Genomic DNA, 22,795 nt, shown 5'->3' with positions numbered 1-22,795 from the left:
TATAAACGTTATTTTATTCAGTGTGGCGCGTTGCGCATTTGCAGGAAGGTTTTAGAATAGGCGCATGGTAACCAAGCACGAAGACGGGACAGTAGCGACGCGACAAGAGCAAAAGCTCAAGCCGCCGCCCATGTATCAGGTATTTTTACTGAATGACGACTACACTCCAATGGAGTTCGTGGTCGCCATCTTGCAGGAATACTTCAACAAGGACCGTGAAGCCGCGACCCAGATTATGTTGAAAGTGCATCGCGATGGCAAAGGCATGTGTGGCGTGTATCCTAAAGATATCGCATCCACAAAAGTTGAACTGGTATTAACGCACGCACGCAAAGCGGGGCATCCCCTGCAATGCATGATGGAGGAAGCATGATTGCGCAGGAACTGGAAGTAAGTTTGCACATGGCGTTTGTCGAGGCACGACAAGCAAGGCACGAGTTCATCACCGTGGAACATCTGCTGCTGGCCTTGCTCGACAACCCGTCTGCGGCAGAGGTGCTGCGCGCGTGCGCCGTCAACATCGATGATATGCGCAAGACGCTGACCATCTTTATTGGCGACAACACACCGACGGTGCCGGGTTCGAATGAGGTGGATACCCAACCGACCCTGGGTTTCCAGCGCGTCATCCAGCGCGCCATCATGCATGTGCAATCGGCTTCCAACGGCAAGAAGGAAGTCACTGGCGCCAATGTGCTGGTGGCCATCTTCGGCGAGAAGGATTCGCACGCGGTGTATTACCTGCACCAGCAAGGCGTGACCCGTCTCGACGTCGTCAACTTCATTTCTCACGGCGTGCGCAAGGACCAGCAAGCCGACGCGCAGAAGTCTTCGGAAGGCGCTGAAGAAGTGCAGGCCGAGGGCCAGGCCAAGGAAAGCCCGCTCGACCAGTTCACGCAAAACCTGAACAAGCTGGCGACCGAAGGCAAGATCGATCCGCTGATCGGCCGCGAGTATGAGGTCGAGCGCGTGATCCAGACCTTGTGCCGCCGCCGTAAGAACAATCCCTTGCTGGTCGGCGAAGCCGGCGTCGGCAAGACCGCGATCGCCGAAGGACTGGCATGGCGCATCACCCAGGGAGAAGTCCCTGAGATCTTGCAGAATGCGATCGTCTACTCGCTCGACATGGGTTCGCTGCTGGCCGGCACCAAGTACCGCGGCGATTTCGAACAGCGCCTGAAAGCGGTGCTCAAGCAACTCAAGGACAGCCCGCACGGCATCCTGTTCATCGACGAGATCCACACCATCATCGGCGCCGGCTCGGCTTCCGGCGGCACGCTGGATGCATCCAACCTGCTGAAACCGGCTTTGTCGAGCGGCCAGCTGAAGTGCATCGGCGCCACCACCTACACCGAGTTCCGCGGCGTGTTCGAGAAAGATCACGCGCTGTCGCGGCGCTTCCAGAAGATCGACGTCAATGAACCGACCGTCGAGCAAACCGTGCAGATCCTGCGCGGCCTGAAGTCGCGCTTTGAAGAGCATCACGGCGTCAAGTACTCGGCTTCCGCACTGACCAGTGCGGCCGAACTGGCGGCGCGTTTCATCAACGACCGTCATCTGCCGGACAAGGCCATCGACGTCATCGACGAAGCGGGCGCGGCGCAACGCATCCTGCCGAAGTCGAAGCAGAAAAAGACGATTGGCAAAGGCGAGATCGAAGACATCATCGCCAAGATTGCGCGGATTCCGCCGCAATCCGTCAACCAGGACGACCGCAGCAAGCTGCAAACCATAGACCGCGATTTGCGCAATGTGGTGTTCGGCCAGGATCCGGCCATCGATGCGCTGGCATCGGCGATCAAGATGGCGCGCGCCGGTTTGGGCAAGACTGACCGTCCGATTGGTTCTTTCCTGTTCTCCGGTCCTACCGGCGTCGGCAAGACCGAGGTGGCCAAGCAATTGGCATTCATCATGGGCATCGACCTGATCCGTTTCGACATGTCCGAATATATGGAGCGCCATGCGGTAAGCCGCCTGATTGGCGCGCCTCCGGGCTATGTCGGGTTCGACCAGGGCGGTCTGCTGACCGAGGCCGTGACCAAGAAGCCGCATGCGGTGCTGCTGCTGGATGAAATCGAAAAAGCCCATCCGGACATTTTCAATATCCTGCTGCAGGTGATGGATCACGGCGCCTTGACCGATAACAATGGGCGCAAGGCGGACTTCCGCAATGTGATCATTATCATGACCACCAATGCCGGCGCGGAGAGCCTGCAGAAACGTTCGATCGGCTTTACCGACAAGAAGGAAGCCGGCGACGAGATGGCGGATATCAAGCGCATGTTCACGCCTGAGTTCCGCAACCGCATCGATTCCATCATCAGCTTCCATGCGCTCGATGAAGAAGTCATCCTGCGCGTGGTCGACAAGTTCCTGATGCAGCTGGAAGAGCAGTTGCACGAGAAAAAGGTGGAAGCGGTCTTCACCGAGAACTTGCGGAAATTCCTGGCCAAGAAGGGCTTCGATCCGTTGATGGGCGCGCGGCCGATGTCGCGTCTGATCCAGGACATGATACGCAAGGCGCTGGCCGACGAACTGTTGTTCGGCAAGCTGGTGACCGGTGGCCGCGTCACGGTCGATCTCGACGACAAGGAGCAGATCAGCCTCGATTTTGCCGAGAAAGATGCTTCGACGCCGCCAGCTCCTGAAGAAACGGTGGAAGTCGAATAAACCGTTCGTGAGTTGTCGCCGGCGTTAGCTCCAGTAAAGTAAAAAGCCTGGATCACTTGCGTGATCCAGGCTTTTTATCGTCGGGCGAAAATTTCGCTTACGGCTGGATGACAGCGCCGCTGGCCTGTTTTGTCTGGATATCGGCAACGGCTTGCTGGATCGCGCTCATGCGATAGTCGGTGGCGGGGTGGATCGCGGTATAGCCGTTCAGGACCGTAGCCGGATACTGCGTCGCCAGCCGTTGCCAGAAGGACGCCGCGTTGTCGACCTTGTAGCCGGCGCGCGCCACCATGTACAGCGACAGTTTGTCGGCGGCCGCATCGAGCTGCTGCGGATAAGGCTTGACGCCGGCCGCGCCGCTCAGCGAGGTAGTGTCGGGACGCAGGCGGATCAGGTTGTCGATGACCCCGGTCATGGTCGCCGTGTTGCGCTGACGCGAAGGATGGGTCAGCGAGTTGTGCGCCATTTCCTTGGCGATCACCAGCGCCAGTTCATCATCGCTTTGCGTGAATTTCATCATGCCGGCGCTGACCAGCACGCGGCGGCCGTCGGCATAGCTGATCACATTATCGGTGTTGCCGAGCTCGATGCCGAAGGCGCAGGCGCGGGTCAGCGGCACGTTCATGGTCTGGTTGCTGCCGTTGCGGGCGACGGTCACCTTGATGGTGTTGCGGCCGTTGACCAGCGGGCCGAGCATCAGCGCGGTCTGGCGTTCCGCATCGGCGCCTACCGGCACCGGCTTGTCCTGGATTGATACCAGCAGGTCGCCGCGCTGCAGGCCGACCTTGGCGGCGCCGCTGCCGGCCAGCACGCCGGTGATCTGCAATTGATCGGTCAAGCCGAGGGAAGAGGCGGCGGCGATGAATTCCGCGGTAAAGGAGTACTTGGTTTTTGCAGTGAAGCCCAGCAGATTGCGCGCGTTGTTCCGGCACAGCATGGCGTTATTCACCAGCAGGGGGGCGGCGACGTCATACAGGCGGTCCTGCAGGCCGATCAGGGTTTTCAGCTCAGCCTGTTGCGGCGGCGCGGTGATAGCCACCGGCTTGGGGGCCACCGGCGTTACCGGTTTTACTAACCCCGGAGGGATGGTCTCGGTAGTGGTGCAGGCTGCCAGCAATACCAGCGGCAAGGTCACCGCGGCATAGCGTTTGAGGCCATGCCATGCGGGAGCATTCGTCAATCTCATTATTTTCTCCATCAATGTTTTCCAGTGCTGCCGAAGCCGCCCGCGCCGCGTTCGCTGCTCTCGAAATCTGCTACGACATTAAAACGGACACGTGCTACCGGCACGATCACCAGCTGCGCCAGCCGTTCCATGGGATTTAGGGTAAATTCGGTCTGTCCGCGGTTCCAGGTGGATACCATCAGCTGACCCTGGTAATCAGAGTCGATCAAGCCCACCAGGTTCCCCAGCACGATGCCATGTTTGTGGCCGAGGCCGCTGCGCGGCAGGATCATGGCGGCATAGGCCGGATCGCCGATGTGAATCGCCAGGCCGGTCGGAATCAGATGGGTCTCGCCGGGCTTGATCGTCAGCGGGGTGTCCAGGCAGGCGCGCAGGTCCAGGCCCGCACTGCCTTCGGTGGCGTAGGCCGGCAGTTGATCTTGCATGCGTGGGTCGAGAATTTTGACGTCGATGATGTTCATTGAATTTGGTAACAATCTGTAAGGTGAAAATGAAACGATAAGCTAAGCAAATGAAAAAGCAGGACAGGAACATTCCCGTCGGGTGTTTGCATGTGAAGCCGATGCTGGTTTTCGATGCACGGCGCCGATGGTCAAACGGGCGGCGCCGTACGGATGCTAAAGTTGCCTGGCAATTCTATTTGCCGAGACGGGCGGCGATGGCGGCGATCAGCTGGCGCGCCAGTTCCTGCTTGCCGGCGCGCGCTAACTCGGTGTGGCCGCCGGCATCAAACAATACCAATTGATTATCGTCCTTGCCAAATGTGTCATGGCCGATATTCCCGACCAGCAGCGGCACATTTTTGCGGATGCGCTTGGCTTCGCCATATTGCAGCAGGTTCTCCGATTCGGCGGCAAAGCCGACACAGTACGGCGCTTTTGGCAGCGCTGCAACTGTTGCCAGAATATCGGGGTTTTGCTCGAACACCAGTTGCGGGGCGCTGCCGTCGGCATTCTTCTTCAGTTTCTGGCTGCTGGCATTGGCGACGCGCCAGTCCGCCACCGCCGCCACGGCGATGAAAATATCAGTGCCGCCATGCGCCGCCATTTGCGCCATCACGATATCGTGCATCTGCTGCGCGGTCTGGACGCTGATGCGGCGTACGCCATACGGCGTCGTCAGCGCGGTCGGACCAGACACCAGGGTTACTTCGGCGCCGGCCTCGTAAGCCGCACGCGCCACGGCATAACCCATTTTTCCGGAGGACAGGTTGGTGATGCCGCGCACCGGATCGATCGGCTCGAAAGTCGGACCGGCGGTGACCAGCACGCGCTTGCCTTTGAGCAGCTTGGGCTGGAATGAGGCGATCACTTCTTCCAGCAATTGATCGGCTTCCAGCATGCGGCCCATGCCGACTTCGCCGCAAGCCTGTTCGCCGGCGTCGGGACCGAGCAGCTGGATGCCGTCCGCCTGCAGTTGCGCCAGGTTGCGCTGGGTGGCCGGGTTCTGCCACATCTCGACGTTCATCGCCGGCGCCGCCAGCAGCGGTACGGTAGCGGGACGGGCGACGCACAAAGTCGACAACAGGTCGTCGCAGGCGCCGTGCGCCAGCTTGAAAATGAAATCGGCGGAGCAGGGCGCGATGACGATGGCGTCGGCGTCGCGGGTCAGGTCGATATGCGGCATGTTGTTGCCGATGCGGGCATCCCACTGATCGGTAAACACCGTCTTGCCGGACAGGCCCTGCATGGTGACGGGGGTGATGAAGTGCGTTGCCGCTGCTGTCATCACTACTTGCACCGAGGCGCCAGCCTTGGTCAGCGCCCGCGTGAATTCCGCCGCCTTGTAGCAGGCGATGCCGCCGGTGAGTCCCAGCACGATTTTTTTGCCAGCGAGATCCATGTCAGCTCCTGGAGTAATGCGTCAATTTATCTGCCTACTTGCTTATTCAATTGCTCGCTTATTTGTTTACGCGGCGCAATTCGTCAATGACGAACAATACCGCACCGACGCAGATCGCGCTATCGGCGATATTGAAAGCCGGCCAGTGCCAGTTGCGCACGTAGATGTCGAGAAAATCGATCACGTGGCCGTAGGCGATGCGGTCGATCACATTGCCAATGGCGCCGCCCAGGATCAGCGCAAGCGCGGTGCAGAACATGCGCTGGCCGGCATGCCGTTTCAGCAAGAAAGTGATGAACAATGCCGCGGCAATGCCGAGCGCGGTAAACAGATAGCGCTGCCAGCCGGATTCGGTCGACAGGAAACTGAAGGCGGCGCCCTTGTTATACACCAGCACCAGGTTGAAGAAGGACGTGACCGGCAGCGATTCGCCATAGCTGAACAGGCGCACGATGGTGATCTTGGTCAACTGGTCGAGCACCAGCACCAGCGCGGCGATCGCCAGCCATGGCGCCAAGCCGTATTTCGAGGACGTGGTAGAGATAGGGGAAGAGCGCTTTTTGGTGGCCATAATCAATTTTCAGAAATTTTCGTAGGGTGGGCACTGGTGCCCACGCGTGACTGCGATAACCGGCATGTCATTCTGCGCAGCGTCGAAATGGGCATCTAACGTGGCGTGAATTCAGTACGTGGGCTGAATTCACGCGTGGGCACGCTGTGCCCACCCTACGCAACATGCCGCAGTTCGCCCTTGCCAAACAGATTGGCGACGCAGCGTCCGCACAGGCCCGGATGCTCCGGGTGGCTGCCGACATCGGCGCGGTAGTGCCAGCACCGTTCGCATTTCTGCTGGGCCGACGGCGTCACCAGGATCGCTTCGTCCGCTTCGCTGGCGACTTCGGAAACGCTGGCGCTGGAAGTGATCAGCACAAACTTGAGGTCGTCGCCGAGGCTGGTCAGCAGCGCGTACTTGGCTGCCGCAGCCTTGATCTCGACTTCCGCCTGCAAGGAAGAACCGATGCCGCCGGCTACCCGCACTTCTTCCAGCTGCTTGGTGACGTCGGCGCGCACCGCGCGCACGGCATTGAATTTTTCGATCAGAGCCGCGGCGCCATCGATTTCCGGCAGCGTGTAATAGGTCTGCGTGAAAATGGTTTCATCGCTGGCGGCGAACGCTTCCGGGCTGGCGAAGAAGGACCAGGCTTCTTCCGCGGTGAACGACAGCGTCGGCGCCATCACCCGCAGCAGCGCCTGGGTGATGTGCCAGATCGCGGTCTGCGCCGAACGCCTTGCCGTCGAGCTGACGCCGCTGGTGTACAGGCGGTCCTTCAGGATATCCAGGTAGAAGCCGCCCAGGTCTTCCGAGCAGTACATCTGCAGCTTGGAGATCACCGGATGGAATTCGTAAGTCTCGTAATGATTCAGGATGTCGGTCTGCAGCTGGGCCATGCTGGCGATCGCATAACGGTCGATTTCCAGCAGCTCGGCGATCGGCACGGCGTCGGTCGCCGGATTGAAGTCCGAGGTGTTCGCCAACAGGAAGCGCAGGGTGTTGCGGATGCGGCGATATGACTCCGTCACGCGTTTCAAGATCTCTTCCGAGATGGTGATTTCGCCGGAATAATCACTGGAGGCAACCCACAGGCGCAGGATTTCCGCACCCAGCGAGTCAGCCACCTTTTGCGGCTCGACGCCGTTCTTCAGCGATTTCGACATCTTGCGGCCTTCGCCATCCACCACAAAGCCGTGCGTCAGCAAGGCGTTGTAGGGCGCGCGGCCGTTCAGCATGGCCGAGGTCAGCAAGGAGGAATGGAACCAGCCGCGGTGCTGGTCCGAGCCTTCCAGGTAAAGGTCGGCCGGGAATTGCAGCTGGCTGGCGTGCGAGCCGCGCAGTACGGTCTGGTGGGTCGAGCCGGAGTCGAACCAGACGTCCAGCGTGTCCTTGTTCTTGAGGTAATTGTCGGCGTCGTCGCCCAGCAATTCCTTCGGATCCAGCGCCTGCCATGCTTCGATGCCGTGCTGTTCGATGCGCTGGGCGATCTGTTCCAGCAATTCCGGCGTGCGCGGATGCAGCTGGCCGCTTTCCTTGTGCACGAAGAATGCCATTGGCACGCCCCACTGGCGCTGGCGCGACAAGGTCCAGTCGGGACGGTTGGCGATCATGCCGTGCAGGCGCGCCTTGCCCCAGCTCGGGAAGAATGCAGTTTCGTCGATCGCTTGCAGCGCGGTGGCGCGCAGGCTGCCGTGGCCATCCTTCGGCAGATTGTCCATGCTGGCAAACCACTGCGAGGTGGCGCGATAGATGATCGGCGACTTGTGACGCCAGCAATGCATGTAGCTGTGATCGAACATCACCAGCTTGAACAGCGCGCCGGCTTCGTCCAGTTTGCTGCAGATCGGCTTCGAGGCTTCCCAGATGGTCATGCCGGCAAAGAACGGCAGCCAGGATGCGAACTTGCCGTCGCCCATGACCGGGCTGATGATGTCGTCGTCCTTCATACCATGCGCTTTGCAGGAGATAAAGTCTTCGATGCCGTAGGCTGGCGCCGAGTGCACGATACCGGTGCCGCTGTCGGTCGTCACGTAGTCGCCCAGATAGACTGGCGACAGGCGGTCATAGCCTGGATCGGCGGCGGCCAGCGGGTGCTTGAAATTGATCAGCGACAGCGCCTCGCCCTTGCAGCTGGCGATCACGCTGCCTTCGAGGCCGAAACGCTGCAGCGAATCCGCCACCAGGTCTTGCGCCAGGATCAGCAGCAGCGGCTCGCCGTTGCGCGCGGTCTGCACCAGCGCGTAGTCGACTTCCGGATGGACGTTGAGCGCCTGGTTGGACGGAATGGTCCATGGCGTCGTGGTCCAGATCACCACATAGCCTTTGTCGGTCGGCAGCGCCGGCAGGCCGAAGGCGGCTGCCAGTTTTTCCGGCTCGGCGAACGGGAAACCGACATCGATCGACGGATCGCGCTTGTCCTGGTATTCCACTTCCGCTTCGGCCAGGGCAGAGCCGCAGTCGAAGCACCAGTTGACCGGCTTCAGACCGCGGTACACATAGCCTTTTTCCAGGATGGCGCCGAGCGCGCGCAGCTCATCGGCTTCATTGCCGAAGGCCATGGTCAGATAGGGGTTGTCCCATTCGCCCAGCACGCCGAGGCGGATGAAGTCTTTGCGCTGCAGGTCGATCTGTTCGTTGGCGTAGGCGCGCGCCTTGGACTGTACTTCCGCCACCGGCAGGTTCTTGCCGTATTTCTTTTCGATCTGGATTTCGATCGGCATGCCGTGGCAATCCCAGCCCGGCACGTAGGGCGCATCGAAGCCGGCCATGTTGCGGGCCTTGACGATCATGTCCTTGAGGATCTTGTTGACGGCGTGGCCCAGGTGGATCTCGCCGTTGGCATACGGCGGACCGTCATGCAGGATGAATTTCGGGCGGCCCTTGGACGCCTTGCGGATCCGTTCGTAGACTTTCTTTTCCTGCCATTGCTTGACCCATTGCGGCTCGCGTTTGGCGAGATCGCCGCGCATAGGGAATGGCGTCTCGGTCATGTTGACCGGGTATTTACTCTGCGGCTTAGCTTGCTTGGCCGGCTTGGTGGTTTCTGGTTTGCTGGTCTGATCGGACATAATTTTCTTTAATGGAATTCAGTGGAGCCTGCTAAGCGCAGGCATGACGCAAGCGACGATAAGTAACGGCACGCAGCGTCAAATTCGATCGGTGGCCGCAGTCGGCGCGCGCGAGGCGACGGCGGTTGCGCTCTCATGCTGGCGGAAATACGCCCGTGCATTGTCGACGTCGCGCTCGATGGCTGCGGTCAGGGTCGGCAGGTCGACGTATTTCTCTTCGTCGCGCAGCTTTTGCAAAAATTCGACCTGGATCAGCTTGCCGTAGCAATCGCCGCTAAAGTCGAGCAGATAGCTCTCCAGCAGCACCCGGCCGCTGTCGTCCACGGTAGGCCGTACGCCGATGCTGGCGACGGCCGGCAAAGGCTGTTCCGCCAGGCCATGCACTTTCACCACGAAAATCCCCGACAGCGCCGGCAGCTTGTGGCTGACGCGCAGGTTCAAGGTAGGGAAGCCGATGCTGCGGCCGAGCTTCTTGCCATGCACCACGTGACCCGAGATTGCATACGGATGGCCCAGCAGCGCCCGCGCGTGGCTGAAATCGCCAGCTGCCAGCGCGGCGCGCACCGCAGATGAAGAGACCCGCGCGCCCTGGTTCATCACGGTCGGCAAGGTTTCGACATGGAAGCCGTATTTCTTGCCGGCTTCGACCAAGGTAGCGATATTGCCGGCGCGGCGCGATCCAAAGCAGAAATCTTCACCCACCATCAGCCATTTCACGTGCAAGCCTTCGACCAGCACTTTTTCGATGAAGTCCTGCGGCGACATGGCGGCGAAACTGGCGTTGAAGTGTTCCACGATGACGCGGTCGATGCCGGCCTGCGACAGCGATTGCAGCTTGTCGCGCAGGTTGGCGACGCGGGTCGGCATATTGCCCGGCTGGCCGGCCCGCTGCGCAAAGAATTCGCGCGGGTGCGGCTCGAATGTCATGACCGCCGCATCCAGCCCCAGTTCGGTGGCCGCCTTGCGGACGTGCGCGAGCAGCACTTGATGGCCGCGATGAACGCCATCGAAGTTGCCGATAGTGAGCGCGCAAGGCGCGCGCGATTCGGCGTTGGGAAGTCCGCGAAATACCTTCATTGAAGTGACCGGAATATTTGTTGCAAAACCTTGGATTATAAATGCTTTCGGGGCCTTGCCCCCGCCAGGAAGAAGATCTGCGTCCGATTGCACGATTTAAAATTGGCAAAATGACTATTTTTTTCGCGTAGAGCCATTTATGCATCAAGGCGACCCGCAGGCTTACATTCTAGCCGCCCATAAAAAAATCGCCCCGAAGAGCGATTTTTATCAAGCGGCCAAGCTTTCGGCCAGATCAGGCCTGCTTGTTGCCGCCCAGCAGTCCACCCAGCAAACCGCCCAAGTCCAGGCCGCCGCCGGCTGCCGGAGCCTGGCCGTTCGGCGTCAGCTTGTCGACCAGGCCAGGCAGGATTTCCGACAGGTGGCCGGCTGCTTCGCTTGGGGAAATGCCGGCTGCCGCAGCCAGTTCCTGCAAGTGGCCGCCGCCCAGCGCCTGTTGCACCTGATCAGGCGAAATCGCCTGGTTCTGGCCGTTGCCTATCCATGACTGCACAACCGAGCCCAGACCCGCACCTTCGAATGCGCTGAGGAGGCCGCCGCCGGCGCCCGCAGCCTGGCCTGCGCCCGCACCGCCGCCTTGCAGCGCCTTCAGCAGCAACGGCACTGCAGCCGCGATCAGCATGGCTTTCGGATCATTCGATTGCTGCTGGCCGCCACCGAGGATGCCGCCTAACGAATCCAATAGTCCCATAATATTCTCCAGAGTAAGTAATGCGATAAGCCACGAAGGCTGATTTCTATCTTGCGGAAAATGCAAGCTAGCTACAAAGCAAATAAGCAGACCGATACTACAACGAGGCAAGCAGTTTGAGTAGTTGCGCAACTGAAAACGATTGTGTCTTGGCGTCCGTTCTTATTCTAGCCAGAGTTTCCATTTTTGCTTAGATCAATTTGTAGCAACCATAGGAAAGCTGCGATGGCGCACCCTACATCTCACCCCAGATCGCATTGATCGCCGCCAGCGCCGCCAGGCCGGCTGTTTCTGTGCGCAGGATCCGCGGTCCCATCGACAGCATCAGCGCGCCCTGGCTGCAGGCCAGGTTTTCTTCCGCTTCGGTAAAGCCGCCTTCCGGACCGATCAGCAGCGCCAGCGCTTGCGGCGGCTGATGGCGCGCCCAGTCCGACAGCGATTGCTCGCCGCGCGGCGACAGCAGGATGCGCTTGTGCAGATCCTGTTGCTGGACCCAGTCGTTGAACGGGCTGAGGGTGGCCAGGCTGGGCATGCGGTTGCGCCCGCTCTGCTCGGCGGCGGCGACAATCACGGCCTGCCAGTGGCTTTGCTTTTTCTCGGCGCGCTCGCTGTTCAGCCGGACCACGCAACGCTGCGCCGCCAGCGGCTGGATTGCCGCGACGCCCAGCTCGACCGCCTTTTCGATGATCCAGTCCAGCTTCGACGATTCCGGCAGAGCCTGCGCCAGCGTAATCGCATAAGGCAGTTCCACTTCGCGCGGCGAGAAAGTCTTGATTTCAGCGTTGACGCGCTTTTTTTCGATGCTGCTGATGGTCGCGGTGTACTCGCCGCCTTCGCCGTTGAACAGCGTGATAGGCGCAGCCGGCCCGAGGCGCAGCACCAGCAGGTGATGGGCGACGGCGTCAGGCAGGGCCAGCACCTGGCCGATTTCGAGCGGACTTGAGACGTAGAAACGAGGCATGTAGGAAAGGTTTCTTTAATTTCTTTGGTTTTTAGTTAATAGGTCATGCAGGCGGCATTCAAGATGCCCAGCCCAAGGCTGACTGTACCAAGAAAGAGGCCGGATGCGATCTTGTTTTCAGGAATATCCGCCACCAGCGTCGGCAGCAGCAGCCTGACAATCAGGAAAGCCAGCAGCTGCACCACCAGCGCCACCACGCCCCACACCAGCATGTCGAGCAGGTTGATGCTGTTCGAAATGGCCGACGCCAGGGCGACGCTATAGCCGAGCAGGGCGCCGGCCAGGCTGGCTGCCGCCGCATTGTTGCCGGCGCGGATCAGGGCCAGTTCATGATAGGGCGTGATGAAAATATACACCACGAAAAATATGCCGACCAGCAGCAGCGCCAGGCCGAAGTGGGACAGGAAGGCCGGCAGGCCGACGGGAAGAAAGGCAAGGCTCATGGGTCGATGCTCCTGGTAACGAGGTTGGCTGCGCTATGCAACGGCAGATTGATGCTTGGTTTGCTGCTCAATCAACAAAATAATGCGGGACGAAGCGGCTGGTGTCCTTGGTGATCAGCGAAACGTCTTCGCGGATGCCGATGCCGGCCGGCGCATCGCCTACTACCCATGAGCCGATTGAGGTGTAGGCCGGCGTGATGCCGTCGTCGAATTTCGGCTGCGGCGCAAACGCCTGGTAGACATAGCCTTCGGCGCCGTACTGCCCGGGTTGATGGTGGACCTCGCCGCCGGCATAGATCGTGATGTTTTCGCCTTCGCGCGAGTACAGCGGCTTCTTGACGAAATCGCCGCTGATGCGCCAGGCATCGAAAAACGCCGGCAGCAGATTGGGATGTCCCGGAAACAGTTCCCACAGCACCGGCAGGATGGCCTTGTTCGACAGCACCATCTTCCAGGCTGGCTCCACCAGGCGCAGCGGCCGCGCCAGCAGATGCTCGGCAAACGCTTCGCGGCATAGCCATTCCCAGGGGTACAGCTTGAACAGGTTGTCGATCTTGATGTCGTGGTCGTCGACGAATTCCGCGTGCCGCTCGTCCCAGCCGATGTTTTCTATCGCCAGCTGCTTGGTGGCGAAGCCGGCCTGGATCGCGGTATCGCGCAGATAGGCCAGGTTGCCCTCGTCTTCTTCGTGGCCGCCGATGCAGGCGAAATGCAGCAGGCCTTTGCATTGATGGCGGCTAGCCAGGGTCTGCCACTGGGCGATCAGTTTCTCGTGCAGCGAGTTGAACTGGTCTGCCTGCGGCAGCACATCCTGCAGCCAGTACCATTGCGCCACGCTGGATTCCACCAGGCCGGTCGGCGTATCGGCGTTATATTCCAGCATCTTCGGCGCGCCCTGGCCATTCCAGGAAAGATCGAAGCGGCCGTACAGCGAGAACTCCTTGTCGCGCCAGCTTTCTTCCACCAGCGCCCAGAACGGTTGCGGAATGGCGAACTGCTCCAGGCGCTCCTTGGCGATCACGTGCTCCACTGCCTGCAGCGCCATCTGGTGCAATTCGCTGGTGGCGTCTTCGATGGTATCGATCTGCGCCGCCGTAAAGCGGTAGGCATAGCGCTCATCCCAATACAGATCGTCGATCGAATGGTAGGTGAAGCCCAGCGCTTCGAATTGTTCCTGCCAGTTGGCGCGCGGCGTCAGGCTTTCGCGAATCATGTTTAACCGCCGGCCGAGGAAATGTGGGCGCCGCCAAAGCCGCCGCGCGACACGCTGCGGGCGACCGAGTGGTTGCTCTCGCCGCTGCCGCCGGCCAGCCCGAAACTGCTGCCGCCGCTGCGGGCGCTGCGTTGCGCGCTGGCGCGTTCGCCTTCATCGTAGCTGGGACCGTAATAGCGGCCGAAGTAAGCGCCGCCGTGGCCGCCGCTGGAGCTGCTGCTGCCAGGTGCCGGCTGGCACAGCTCGGGCCGTCCCCAGTCCTTTTTACAATCTTCCTGGCTGGCATATTCGTCGCGCGCCTGGCGCGGACCGCAGCCTGCCAGCAAGGTTGACGCCGCCAGCACCAGCGGCACGGCGCGGCTCTTTCTGGAAGACAGGGCGGCGTTTTCCAAGGTTTGCTTCAAAAGACCGGTGGTTGGCAAAACGCTCTCCCTATCAGGCAACGATGAAAATGCAGCAACAAACTAAGCGCCCAGATTTTGCACGAAATTGGGCAGGGCGAATAGTGCTGGATGGACATTTTCGTTGTAATACTGCAGCTCAGCCAGCGCCCGGTCTTGCAGGCGGATGGCGATTTCCTGGCTTGCCAATTGCCGCGGATCGAGCGTGTCGCTGGCCACCGCCATGCCCCACAGTGCGCCGTACAGCGGCACATAGACGGTGTAAGGACTGACATGCCGGAAGACATTGCCGAGCCGTTGGCGCAACTGGGCGAAGCGTTGCGGATGATGGAAGGGGCTGCCCAGGTGCATCACCAGCGCGCCGCCGGGGGCGAGCAAGGTCTGGCAGGCTTGCAGGAATTCCTGGGTATAGCAGTCTGCCGCCAGCGTGCTGCCGTCGGCTGCCTGCGGATCGGTCAGGTCCAGCAGGATCAAGTCATAGAGCTGATCTGCAACATGCGCTTGCGCCGCTTCTTTGACAAAAGCGAAGCCATCCAGCGCGATATGCTGTACCCGCGGATCGTCCAGGGCGCCGTGATGGATCTGCTGAAGATGCTCGCGCGCCAGCTGAATCACTAGTGGATCGATTTCGCAAAGCGTGATGTGTTCGATCGACGGGTGCTTGAGCAACTCCTCGCTGCTGCCGCCGTCGCCGCCGCCGACAATCAGCGCGCGCCGCGGATGCGGATGGCTGAGCGCGGCCGGATGCACCAGGCATTCATGATAGAAGAATTCGTCGCGTTCGGAAGTCATGAAAGCGCCGTCCAGCCGCATCACCTTGCCGTATTCGGCGGAATCGGCAATCTCTATGCGCTGGAACGGCGATTGGGTTTGCGCCAGCGGCGGCGCCAGACTGGTGCCGTAGGCGGTATGCGGCGTCAGCTGTTCCAGCGCCAGGGTCTGGCCGCTGGCGCCGTTGCCGCGCTGCAGGCGCTGGGTTTGCCACTGCGTCGCGGCGAAGCCGGCGATCAGCGCTTCCAGCAAGGCGCTGGCCTTGGCGCTGTTGTCTTCCGTGAAATTGCAGACATATACATCCAGCGTCACCGCCTGGCGTTCCGGCCAGGTATGCACCGCCAGGTGCGACTCGGCCAGCAGCAGGGCGCAGGTGACGCCGGCGGCGCTGCCGTCGGCGGCCTGGAAGGGATGAAATTTTTCACCGACGATGGTGAGGCCGGAGCGCCGGGTCTGCGCCAGCACAAATTCCCGCAATAGTACCGGATCGAGCAGCAAGCCCGGAGCGCAGCGGCAGTCGTAGCAATCTGCCGTCAGATGTAAACCTTGCATGGTCTGTTCAGTAAAAAAGGAGGCCCGGAGGGATAAAGTCGATATCGGATTGGCAATTTAGCCATTCAATCCGTATCGGATGCGCTTGCTCGCCTGCGGCGTTGCGGCAGCATTTTACTTCCCCGGAAGGGGAGAAATGCGCGGATTTGAACCGGTATCGACCGCATTTTGGTAAAATATCGGCCTTTGTGGCTGTTCTGGCAGCCGGTGCCGACGCCCGCTGCCCCGGATGACCGACACGCCCACTAACCAATTTTCAACCATTGCCTACCGCTCACACCATGACTTCCACTCTCCCGACCACCAAGATGGCCAATGCAATCCGCGCACTGGCAATGGACGCTGTACAGAAAGCTAATTCGGGCCATCCCGGCATGCCGATGGGCATGGCGGAAATCGCAGTCGCCTTGTGGGCTAAGCACTACCGTCACAACCCAAGCAATCCGCACTGGTTCAATCGCGACCGTTTTGTCTTGTCGAATGGTCATGGCTCGATGCTGCAATATGCCTTGCTGCACCTCACCGGCTACGATCTGCCGATGGACGAGCTGCGCAATTTCCGCCAGATGCATTCAAAGACGCCTGGCCACCCTGAAGTCGATGTCACGCCGGGGATTGAAACCACCACCGGCCCGCTGGGCCAGGGTTTGACCAATGCGGTCGGCATGGCGCTGGCGGAAAAGCTGCTGGCGGCGGAATTCAACCGCGGTGAACTGGCAATCGTCGATCACCACACTTACACTTTTGTCGGCGACGGCTGCCTGATGGAAGGCATCTCGCACGAAGCCTGTTCGCTGGCCGGTACGCTGCGCCTGTCGAAGCTGATCGTGCTGTACGATGATAACGGTATCTCGATCGACGGCCATGTCGAAGGCTGGTTCAAGGACGACACCCCGAAGCGTTTCGAAGCCTACGGCTGGAACGTGATCCGCGCCGTCGACGGCCACAATGTGGAAGCCGTCAGCGCCGCCATCCATCAAGCCAAGCTGTCCGACAAGCCGACCCTGATCTGCTGCAAGACAATCATCGGCAAAGGCTCGCCGAATTTGGCCGGCACCGACAAGGTGCACGGCGCGGCATTGGGCGACAAGGAAATCGCCGCCGTGCGCGAAGCGCTGGGCTGGAATTATGCGCCGTTTGAAATCCCTGCCGACGTCTACGCAGCATGGGACGCCAAGCCGCAAGGCCAGCAGTTCGAAGGCGACTGGAACGCCCTGTTTGCTGCCTATACCGCCGCGCATCCGCAGCAAGCCAGCGAATTCACCCGCCGCATGAAGGGCGAACTGCCGGGCAATTTCGAACAGACAGTGAGCGCGTACATTGCTACCTGCGTCGAGAAAAAAGAAACCATCGCCACCCGCAAGGCCAGCCAGAACGCGATCCAGGCGCTGGCGCCGGTGCTGCCGGAATTCCTCGGCGGTTCGGCCGACCTGACCGGTTCCAACCTGACCAACTGGAAAGAAAGCGTGGCAGTGCGCGCTGACCAGCCGGGTAACCACATCAACTACGGCGTGCGCGAATTCGGCATGAGCGCGATGATGAACGGCATGGCATTGCATGGCGGCTACATTCCGTTCGGCGCCACTTTCCTGACCTTCTCCGACTACAGCCGCAATGCCCTGCGCATGGCTGCGCTGATGAAGATCCGTTCGATCTTCGTGTTCACCCACGACTCCATCGGCCTCGGCGAAGATGGCCCGACCCACCAATCGGTGGAACATGTTTCCAGCCTGCGCCTGATCCCGCAACTGGACAACTGGCGTCCATGCGACACGGTTGAATCGGCCGTGGCATGGCAGCAGGCGGTGCAGCGCAAGCATGGTCCAAGCACACTGATTTTCTCGCGCCAGAACCTGCAATACCAGGAACGCGACGCGGCGCAGATCGCCAACATCCAGCGCGGCGCCTATATCCTGAAAGATGCGCCGGACGCCAAGGCGATCCTGATCGCCACCGGTTCCGAAGTCGAGCTGGCGATGCAATCGGCGGCAGCGCTGGCGCAGGAAGGCATCGCGGTACGCGTGGTGTCGATGCCTTGCGCCGACGTCTTCGACCGCCAGGAAGGCGCTTACAAGGCCAGCGTGCTGCAACGCGGCTTGCCGCGCGTGGCGATCGAAGCCGGCGTGACGGCGTTCTGGCACAAGTATGTCGGCCTGGAAGGCGCCGTGGTCGGCATCGACACCTTCGGCGAATCAGCTCCGGCCCCTGTGCTGTTCAAGCATTTCGGCTTCACTGTTGAAAACGTCGTGGCCAAGACCAAGCTGGTACTGGCATGAATCTGAGAGCTGCACGGGCGATCGGCAAGATGGACATCGCCAACATCGTCGGCGACGTCGTCATCCGCCGCGCCACCGTCGCCGATGCGGCGGTGATCGCGGCGGTGCGCATCGATAGCTGGCGCACCACTTACCGCGGCATCATTCCGGACGACTATCTGGACGGCATGAAGATTGAAGACAGCACGGCCATCTGGAGCCGCATCCTGTCGGCGACTTCGAACGCCGCCAATGTCTTCGTGGCCGAGGTGGACGGCGAGGTGCTGGGCTTCGCGGCCGGCATGACGCTGGCCGAATCCAAGCTCGGCTTCGACTCCGAGCTGTCGGCGATCTACCTGGAGCCGTCGGTGCAGCGCGCCGGCATCGGCCGCAAGCTGGTGGCGCACGTGGCCGCAGCCCTGGCCAGCGCCGGCGCCAACAACATGCTGGTATGGGTGCTGGCGGACAATCGCCCGGCACGCCAGTTTTACGAAATGCTGGGCGCCGAACTGCTGGCCGAGCAGCCGTTCAGCTGGGATGGACTGGAATTGCAGGAAGCCGGCTATGGCTGGCGTACCATCAGGGTCAGTTGAAACGTGTGTGATGAAGTTGCAGCAAATTTATTGTTATTGTTAATACCTTAGGAGAAAACCATGACTATCCGCGTCGCCATCAATGGCTATGGCCGTATCGGCCGCAACATCCTTCGCGCCCATTACGAAGGCGGCAAAAAGCATGACATCGAGATCGTCGCCATCAACGACCTCGGCGACTCGAAAACCAATGCCCACCTGACCCAGTACGATACTGCCCACGGCAAGTTCCCTGGCACCGTGACGGTCGACGGCGACTTCATCGTGGTCAATGGCGACCGCATCAAGGTATTGGCGCAGCGTAACCCGGCAGAACTGCCATGGGGCGAACTGGGCGTCGACGTCGTGCTGGAATGCACCGGCTTCTTCACCACCAAGGAAAAGGCCAGCGCGCATATCAAGGGCGGCGCCAAGAAAGTCATCATCTCCGCACCGGGCGGCAAGGATGTCGACGCGACTGTCGTGTTCGGCGTCAACCACGGCGTACTGAAAGCCAGCGACACCGTGATCTCCAACGCTTCCTGCACCACCAACTGCCTGGCGCCGCTGGTCAAGCCGCTGAACGACAAGATCGGCGTGCTGAACGGCCTGATGACGACCGTTCACTCCTACACCAACGACCAGGTGCTGACCGACGTCTACCACGAAGACTTGCGCCGCGCCCGTTCCGCCACCATGAGCATGATCCCGGCCAAGACCGGCGCCGCAGCAGCAGTCGGCCTGGTGCTGCCTGAGCTGAACGGCAAGCTGGACGGCTTCGCGATCCGCGTTCCTACCATCAACGTTTCGCTGGTCGACCTGTCGTTCGTCGCCGCCCGCGACACCACTGTCGACGAAGTCAACGCGATCATGAAAGATGCATCGGAAAACGGCGCTCTGAAGGGTTTGCTGACGTACAACGTCGAGCCGCTGGTATCGGTCGATTTCAACCACAATCCGGCCTCCTCGAACTTCGACTCCACGCTGACCAAGGTTTCCGGTCGCCTGGTGAAGGTCTCGAGCTGGTACGACAATGAATGGGGTTTCTCGAACCGCATGCTGGACACCACGGTCGCACTGGTGAACGCCAAGTAAGACCTTGGTTTTGCCTGCATGATGAAACGCCCCGTTGATCGGGGCGTTTTTTTTTGGGGGGGCAATGCGCTATAGTAGGTCGTGTTGCGAATAACCTAACCTGATCCGGGAGCCTGCATGACAGTCAGCGCAGATAGCCAGGGCGATTTCGAAACGATTGCCCGCTCGATGACGCCTTCCGACCTGGAAGTCATGCGGGCCTTGCTGGAGTCCGAGAGAATACCGGCGTTTGTGCTCGACGGCGGCATCAACCAGGTGTATTCGCTGCTGGCGGTTGCCACCGGCGGGGCGCGCCTGCAAGTGGCGTCCGAAGATGTCGCCGCCGCCCGCCAGATCCTGGCAGCCTTCGAGTCCGGACAGCTGACGCTGGAGGATGAAGTGATCGGCGAAGAGCGCCAGGCGGCGCCGGACAAGCGCAGAGGCCGCGCTCTTGTCCTCATGATCATGGGTTTTTTTGGGTTTGTCTGAATTCCTGCCTGCGGGATCAGATGACCTTGAACGTCTGCTCCCATAATTGCTTCACCACTGAGATTTCGAGAGCGATGCGGCTGGCCGCCACGCGCGCCCTTTCTTCTCCCTGCAAGCGGCCCTGATGCTGCAATTTGCGGAAGGTCCGGTAGGCGTCGGCCACCGCGCCGGCCAGCACCGCATCGATCAAGCCCAGTTCCCCGCACAGTTTCAGCAGCGCGATATTGCCGATATCTGCCGTCAGCTGCGCGTAGTCGGCGGCATGGCGCAAGATCAGGAATTGCACCAGGAATTCGATGTCGATCATGCCGCCGGCGTCATGCTTGAGATCGAAGCGCTCGCTGCGGTTAGGGTGGGCGTCGCGCATCTTCTGGCGCATGTCCAGCACTTCGGCCTGCAGCTTTCCGGCGTCGCGCACCTGGCGCAAGACCTCCACGCGCAAGGTTTCGAAACGTTCGCCGATGGCGGCGTCGCCGGCGCAGAAGCGCGCCCGCGTCAGCGCCTGGTGTTCCCACAGCCAGGCCGATTCGCGCTGGTATTTTTCGAACTTGCCGAACGATGACACCAGCAAGCCGCTGGCGCCGTCGGGGCGCAGCGCGATGTCGATGTCGAACAGGATGCCGGCCGAGGTGTGGCTGGTCATCCAGGTGATGAAGCGCTGCGCCAGCTTGGCGTACAGGCCGGGACCGTCCTGGTCCTCGTCGTCGTACAGGAACACCACATCGAGGTCGGAGACGTAGCCGAGTTCCTTGCCGCCCAGCTTGCCGTAGGCGATCACGGTAAACAGCGGGATGTCGCGGTGGCGCGCCGGCATCATGTTCCAGATCGCCTGCACCGTGGCGGCCACCAAGGCATCCGCCAGGCTCGACAGATGGTCGGCCAGCGCCTCGATACTGAGCATGCCTTCCAGGTCCTGCGCCAGCAGGCGGAACTGCTGGGCATGGTGCATTTCGCGCAGCAGGTCCATCTGGCGTTCGGTATCGCCGGGCGCCGTTTCCAGCTGACGACGGCATTCCAGGGCAAACGCCGGCCAGTCCGGCGCCGCGTTGAGGCTGCGCGGATCGAGCAGTTCGTCCAGCAGGATCGGATGCTGGGTCAGGTATTTGGCGGCCCAGTCGCTGGCGCTGATCATGCGGATCACGCGGTGCAGGGTGGCCGGATATTCGGTCAGCAGCGCCAGGTAGGCGGCGCGGCGCGCGATCGCCTCGAGAAAATCGAGCAGACGGTTCAGGGTCGGCAGGTGGCGCTCGGGTTCAGGAATCGCCGCCACCACCGGCAGCGCCGCATTGACCAGCGCCAGCAGGCGGCCGCGGCTGCTGACGGGCAGGTTCTGCACACGCGTCGATTGCCAGGTAGTCGCCAGCCGCTGCGCCGCCGCCGAGGCGTCGGAAAAGCCGCAATGGGTGAGGACGATGGTGATGGTTTCGTGATTGTCGCTTTCGCTCAGGGTATGCAGCACATTATCGGCGTCGTCCCAGTCTTTCTGCGGGTTGCGGTCCTGTTGCTTGTCGTTGAAGATGTCGGCGAACTGGGCATCGACCAGCGTGCGGTGCTGGTCGAGCACCTGCATCAATGCCGGCACGTCGGCAAAGCCCATGGCCTGGGCGATGATCAGGCAATCCGCGTCGTTGGTGGGGAAGGTATGGGTTTGCGCATCGTCCAGGTATTGCAGGCGGTGTTCCAGGTTGCGCAGGAAGTCGTAGGCTGCCAGCAGCTTGTCGACCACCTCGGCGTCGAGCAGGTTCTTGCAGGCCAGGGTGCGCAAGGTGGCGCGGGTGGAGCGGTCGCGCAGCTCGGCGTCGCGGCCGCCGCGGATCAGCTGGAACACCTGCGCCAGGAATTCGATTTCGCGGATGCCGCCGCGGCCGAGCTTGACGTTGTTGCTGCGTTCCGGATGCAATGCTTCCAGGCGCTTAACCTCGGTATGGATCTGCGCATGCATGGAGCGCATGGCGTCGATCGAACCGTAGTCCAGGTAACGGCGGAACACGAAAGGGCGGCTGATGTTGGCCAGCGCGGCGATATCTTCAGCCCGGCCGGTGAGGGCGCGCGCCTTGCACCAGGCATAGCGTTCCCATTCGCGGCCCTGGGTTACCAGATAGGTTTCCACCATATTGAAACTGGCCACCAGCGGCCCCGAGGCGCCGTTAGGGCGCAGCGCCATGTCGACGCGGAAGGTAAAGCCGTCTTCAGTGATTTCGGACAGGGCGCCGATCAGCTTCTTGCCCAGCCGGGTGAAGAATTCGTGATTCGACAAGCTGCGCTGGTCGGCGCTGGCAGGCTGGGTGTCGCCATCTTCCGGATAGGCGAAAATCAGGTCGATATCGGAAGAGACGTTGAGCTCGCAGCCGCCCAGCTTGCCCATGCCGAGCACGATCAGCTCCTGCGGCTGGCCCGATTCTTCGCCCTGCGGCACGCCATGCAGCGCCACCATGTCGGCGGTCAGCGCCGCCAGGTGGGTCTGCACCGCGAACTCGGCGAAATGCGTGACTGCGCTGACCACTTCATCCAGGTCGGCGAGGCCGCGCAAATCGCGCTCGATCAGGGTGCACACCAGCAGGTTGCGCAGGCGGCGCATGGCGCGCGGTAACGGCATGCCGGAATCTGTTTCTTTTTGTAACAACTGCTTTAGCAGCGCCGGGCTGAGGGTTAACCTTGCGGTTGAGGCCGCCAGCTGGGCGACCCGCTCGGCGCGTCCTGTTTCGGCATTGATCCAGCGCGTATAGAAGCGGGAGGCGGCGGTGCTGCTGATGAGGGATGGAGTCACGGGTCTGAACGGTAAATGAAGCGAATTGAAAAGAAAATTGGCGACCAGCGCCGGCCTTTTTGTTTTTTTAGCTATCTCGGGCTTTTTTAGCGATATCGGCACTGATCCATGCGAACATACGGGCTGGCAGCTTGTCGAACCTGAACAGCAACAGGCGCAGCTTGCCGCACTGGAATCAATCAGATGCTGTCATCTTATTCTACCTTGAGC

The 22,795-nt window shown here is 61.0% G+C and carries 20 protein-coding genes; 7 read left to right on the top strand and 13 right to left on the bottom strand.

What is annotated here, in order from left to right; translation table 11 throughout:
• Positions 1-64 precede the first annotated feature (64 nt).
• Positions 65-373 (top strand): ATP-dependent Clp protease adapter ClpS, encoded by a 309-nt coding sequence (gene clpS / locus AC07V8_RS05160; protein WP_014007243.1) that lies wholly within the window; start codon positions 65-67, stop codon positions 371-373.
• Entirely contained in the window at positions 370-2,670 is a 2,301-nt protein-coding gene (clpA, locus tag AC07V8_RS05155; protein WP_494677584.1) for an ATP-dependent Clp protease ATP-binding subunit ClpA, read from the top strand. Before clpS ends, clpA begins: the two co-directional genes overlap by 4 nt.
• Positions 2,671-2,767: 97 nt before the next feature.
• On the opposite strand, the gene AC07V8_RS05150 is transcribed toward clpA, so the two are convergent.
• The 12 genes from AC07V8_RS05150 to speE form a co-directional block, all read right to left on the bottom strand.
• Positions 2,768-3,856, bottom strand: coding sequence for a M48 family metallopeptidase (locus tag AC07V8_RS05150; RefSeq protein WP_494677583.1), 1,089 nt, complete (start codon positions 3,854-3,856; stop codon positions 2,768-2,770).
• An 11-nt stretch (positions 3,857-3,867) separates the two neighbouring features.
• Entirely contained in the window at positions 3,868-4,317 is a 450-nt protein-coding gene (gene dut, locus AC07V8_RS05145) for a dUTP diphosphatase (RefSeq protein ID WP_494677582.1), read from the bottom strand.
• A gap of 175 nt (positions 4,318-4,492) precedes the next feature.
• Positions 4,493-5,698, bottom strand: coding sequence for a bifunctional phosphopantothenoylcysteine decarboxylase/phosphopantothenate--cysteine ligase CoaBC (gene coaBC, locus AC07V8_RS05140; RefSeq protein ID WP_494677581.1), 1,206 nt, complete (start codon positions 5,696-5,698; stop codon positions 4,493-4,495).
• A gap of 58 nt (positions 5,699-5,756) precedes the next feature.
• A complete protein-coding gene (lspA, locus tag AC07V8_RS05135; protein ID WP_211444096.1) occupies positions 5,757-6,269 on the bottom strand; it encodes a signal peptidase II in 513 nt (170 codons plus the stop codon).
• A 155-nt stretch (positions 6,270-6,424) separates the two neighbouring features.
• Positions 6,425-9,319: an isoleucine--tRNA ligase gene (ileS, locus tag AC07V8_RS05130; RefSeq protein WP_494677580.1), complete on the bottom strand. Its 2,895-nt coding sequence runs from the start codon at positions 9,317-9,319 to the stop codon at positions 6,425-6,427.
• Between the two features lie 78 nt (positions 9,320-9,397).
• Positions 9,398-10,396: a bifunctional riboflavin kinase/FAD synthetase gene (locus tag AC07V8_RS05125; protein WP_494677579.1), complete on the bottom strand. Its 999-nt coding sequence runs from the start codon at positions 10,394-10,396 to the stop codon at positions 9,398-9,400.
• Between the two features lie 235 nt (positions 10,397-10,631).
• Positions 10,632-11,087 (bottom strand): YidB family protein, encoded by a 456-nt coding sequence (locus tag AC07V8_RS05120; RefSeq protein ID WP_494677578.1) that lies wholly within the window; start codon positions 11,085-11,087, stop codon positions 10,632-10,634.
• Positions 11,088-11,322: 235 nt separating this feature from the next.
• Positions 11,323-12,048 carry a 16S rRNA (uracil(1498)-N(3))-methyltransferase gene (locus AC07V8_RS05115; protein ID WP_494677577.1) on the bottom strand — a complete coding sequence of 242 codons (726 nt, stop codon included), beginning with the start codon at positions 12,046-12,048 and terminating at the stop codon, positions 11,323-11,325.
• Between the two features lie 35 nt (positions 12,049-12,083).
• Positions 12,084-12,491, bottom strand: coding sequence for a DUF350 domain-containing protein (locus AC07V8_RS05110; RefSeq protein ID WP_494677576.1), 408 nt, complete (start codon positions 12,489-12,491; stop codon positions 12,084-12,086).
• Between the two features lie 67 nt (positions 12,492-12,558).
• Positions 12,559-13,704, bottom strand: coding sequence for a glutathionylspermidine synthase family protein (locus AC07V8_RS05105; protein ID WP_494677575.1), 1,146 nt, complete (start codon positions 13,702-13,704; stop codon positions 12,559-12,561).
• Between the two features lie 2 nt (positions 13,705-13,706).
• Positions 13,707-14,126 (bottom strand): hypothetical protein, encoded by a 420-nt coding sequence (locus tag AC07V8_RS05100; protein WP_494721449.1) that lies wholly within the window; start codon positions 14,124-14,126, stop codon positions 13,707-13,709.
• Positions 14,127-14,168: 42 nt separating this feature from the next.
• Positions 14,169-15,428 carry a polyamine aminopropyltransferase gene (gene speE / locus AC07V8_RS05095; protein ID WP_494677573.1) on the bottom strand — a complete coding sequence of 420 codons (1,260 nt, stop codon included), beginning with the start codon at positions 15,426-15,428 and terminating at the stop codon, positions 14,169-14,171.
• 281 nt (positions 15,429-15,709) lie between these two features.
• On the opposite strand from speE, the gene tkt reads away from it, so the two are divergent.
• The 4 genes from tkt (at position 15,710) to AC07V8_RS05075 (ending at position 19,818) form a co-directional block, all read left to right on the top strand.
• Positions 15,710-17,704, top strand: coding sequence for a transketolase (gene tkt / locus AC07V8_RS05090; protein WP_494677572.1), 1,995 nt, complete (start codon positions 15,710-15,712; stop codon positions 17,702-17,704).
• Entirely contained in the window at positions 17,701-18,276 is a 576-nt protein-coding gene (locus AC07V8_RS05085; protein ID WP_494677571.1) for a GNAT family N-acetyltransferase, read from the top strand. The genes tkt and AC07V8_RS05085 overlap by 4 nt, the downstream gene beginning before the upstream one ends.
• Before the next feature lie 60 nt (positions 18,277-18,336).
• Entirely contained in the window at positions 18,337-19,350 is a 1,014-nt protein-coding gene (gap, locus tag AC07V8_RS05080) for a type I glyceraldehyde-3-phosphate dehydrogenase (protein ID WP_014007231.1), read from the top strand.
• Positions 19,351-19,467: 117 nt separating this feature from the next.
• The gene (locus tag AC07V8_RS05075) at positions 19,468-19,818 is read left to right on the top strand and encodes a putative signal transducing protein (protein ID WP_494677570.1); all 351 of its coding nucleotides are present in this window, start codon (positions 19,468-19,470) and stop codon (positions 19,816-19,818) included.
• A gap of 16 nt (positions 19,819-19,834) precedes the next feature.
• Here AC07V8_RS05075 and glnE read toward each other — a convergent pair whose 3' ends face one another.
• Positions 19,835-22,585, bottom strand: a complete 2,751-nt coding sequence (gene glnE, locus AC07V8_RS05070; RefSeq protein WP_494677569.1) for a bifunctional [glutamate--ammonia ligase]-adenylyl-L-tyrosine phosphorylase/[glutamate--ammonia-ligase] adenylyltransferase — start codon at positions 22,583-22,585, stop codon at positions 19,835-19,837.
• A gap of 25 nt (positions 22,586-22,610) precedes the next feature.
• Between glnE and AC07V8_RS05065 the strand changes: the two genes are divergently transcribed.
• On the top strand, positions 22,611-22,793 hold the full coding sequence (locus AC07V8_RS05065) for a hypothetical protein (RefSeq protein ID WP_494677568.1): 183 nt from the start codon (positions 22,611-22,613) through the stop codon (positions 22,791-22,793).
• Positions 22,794-22,795 lie beyond the last annotated feature (2 nt).

This window comes from Collimonas sp. GW821-FHT02H07 (assembly GCF_059421505.1).
Note: the sequence above shows the minus strand (reverse complement) of the source record. Positions and strands in the feature narration are given on the sequence as shown.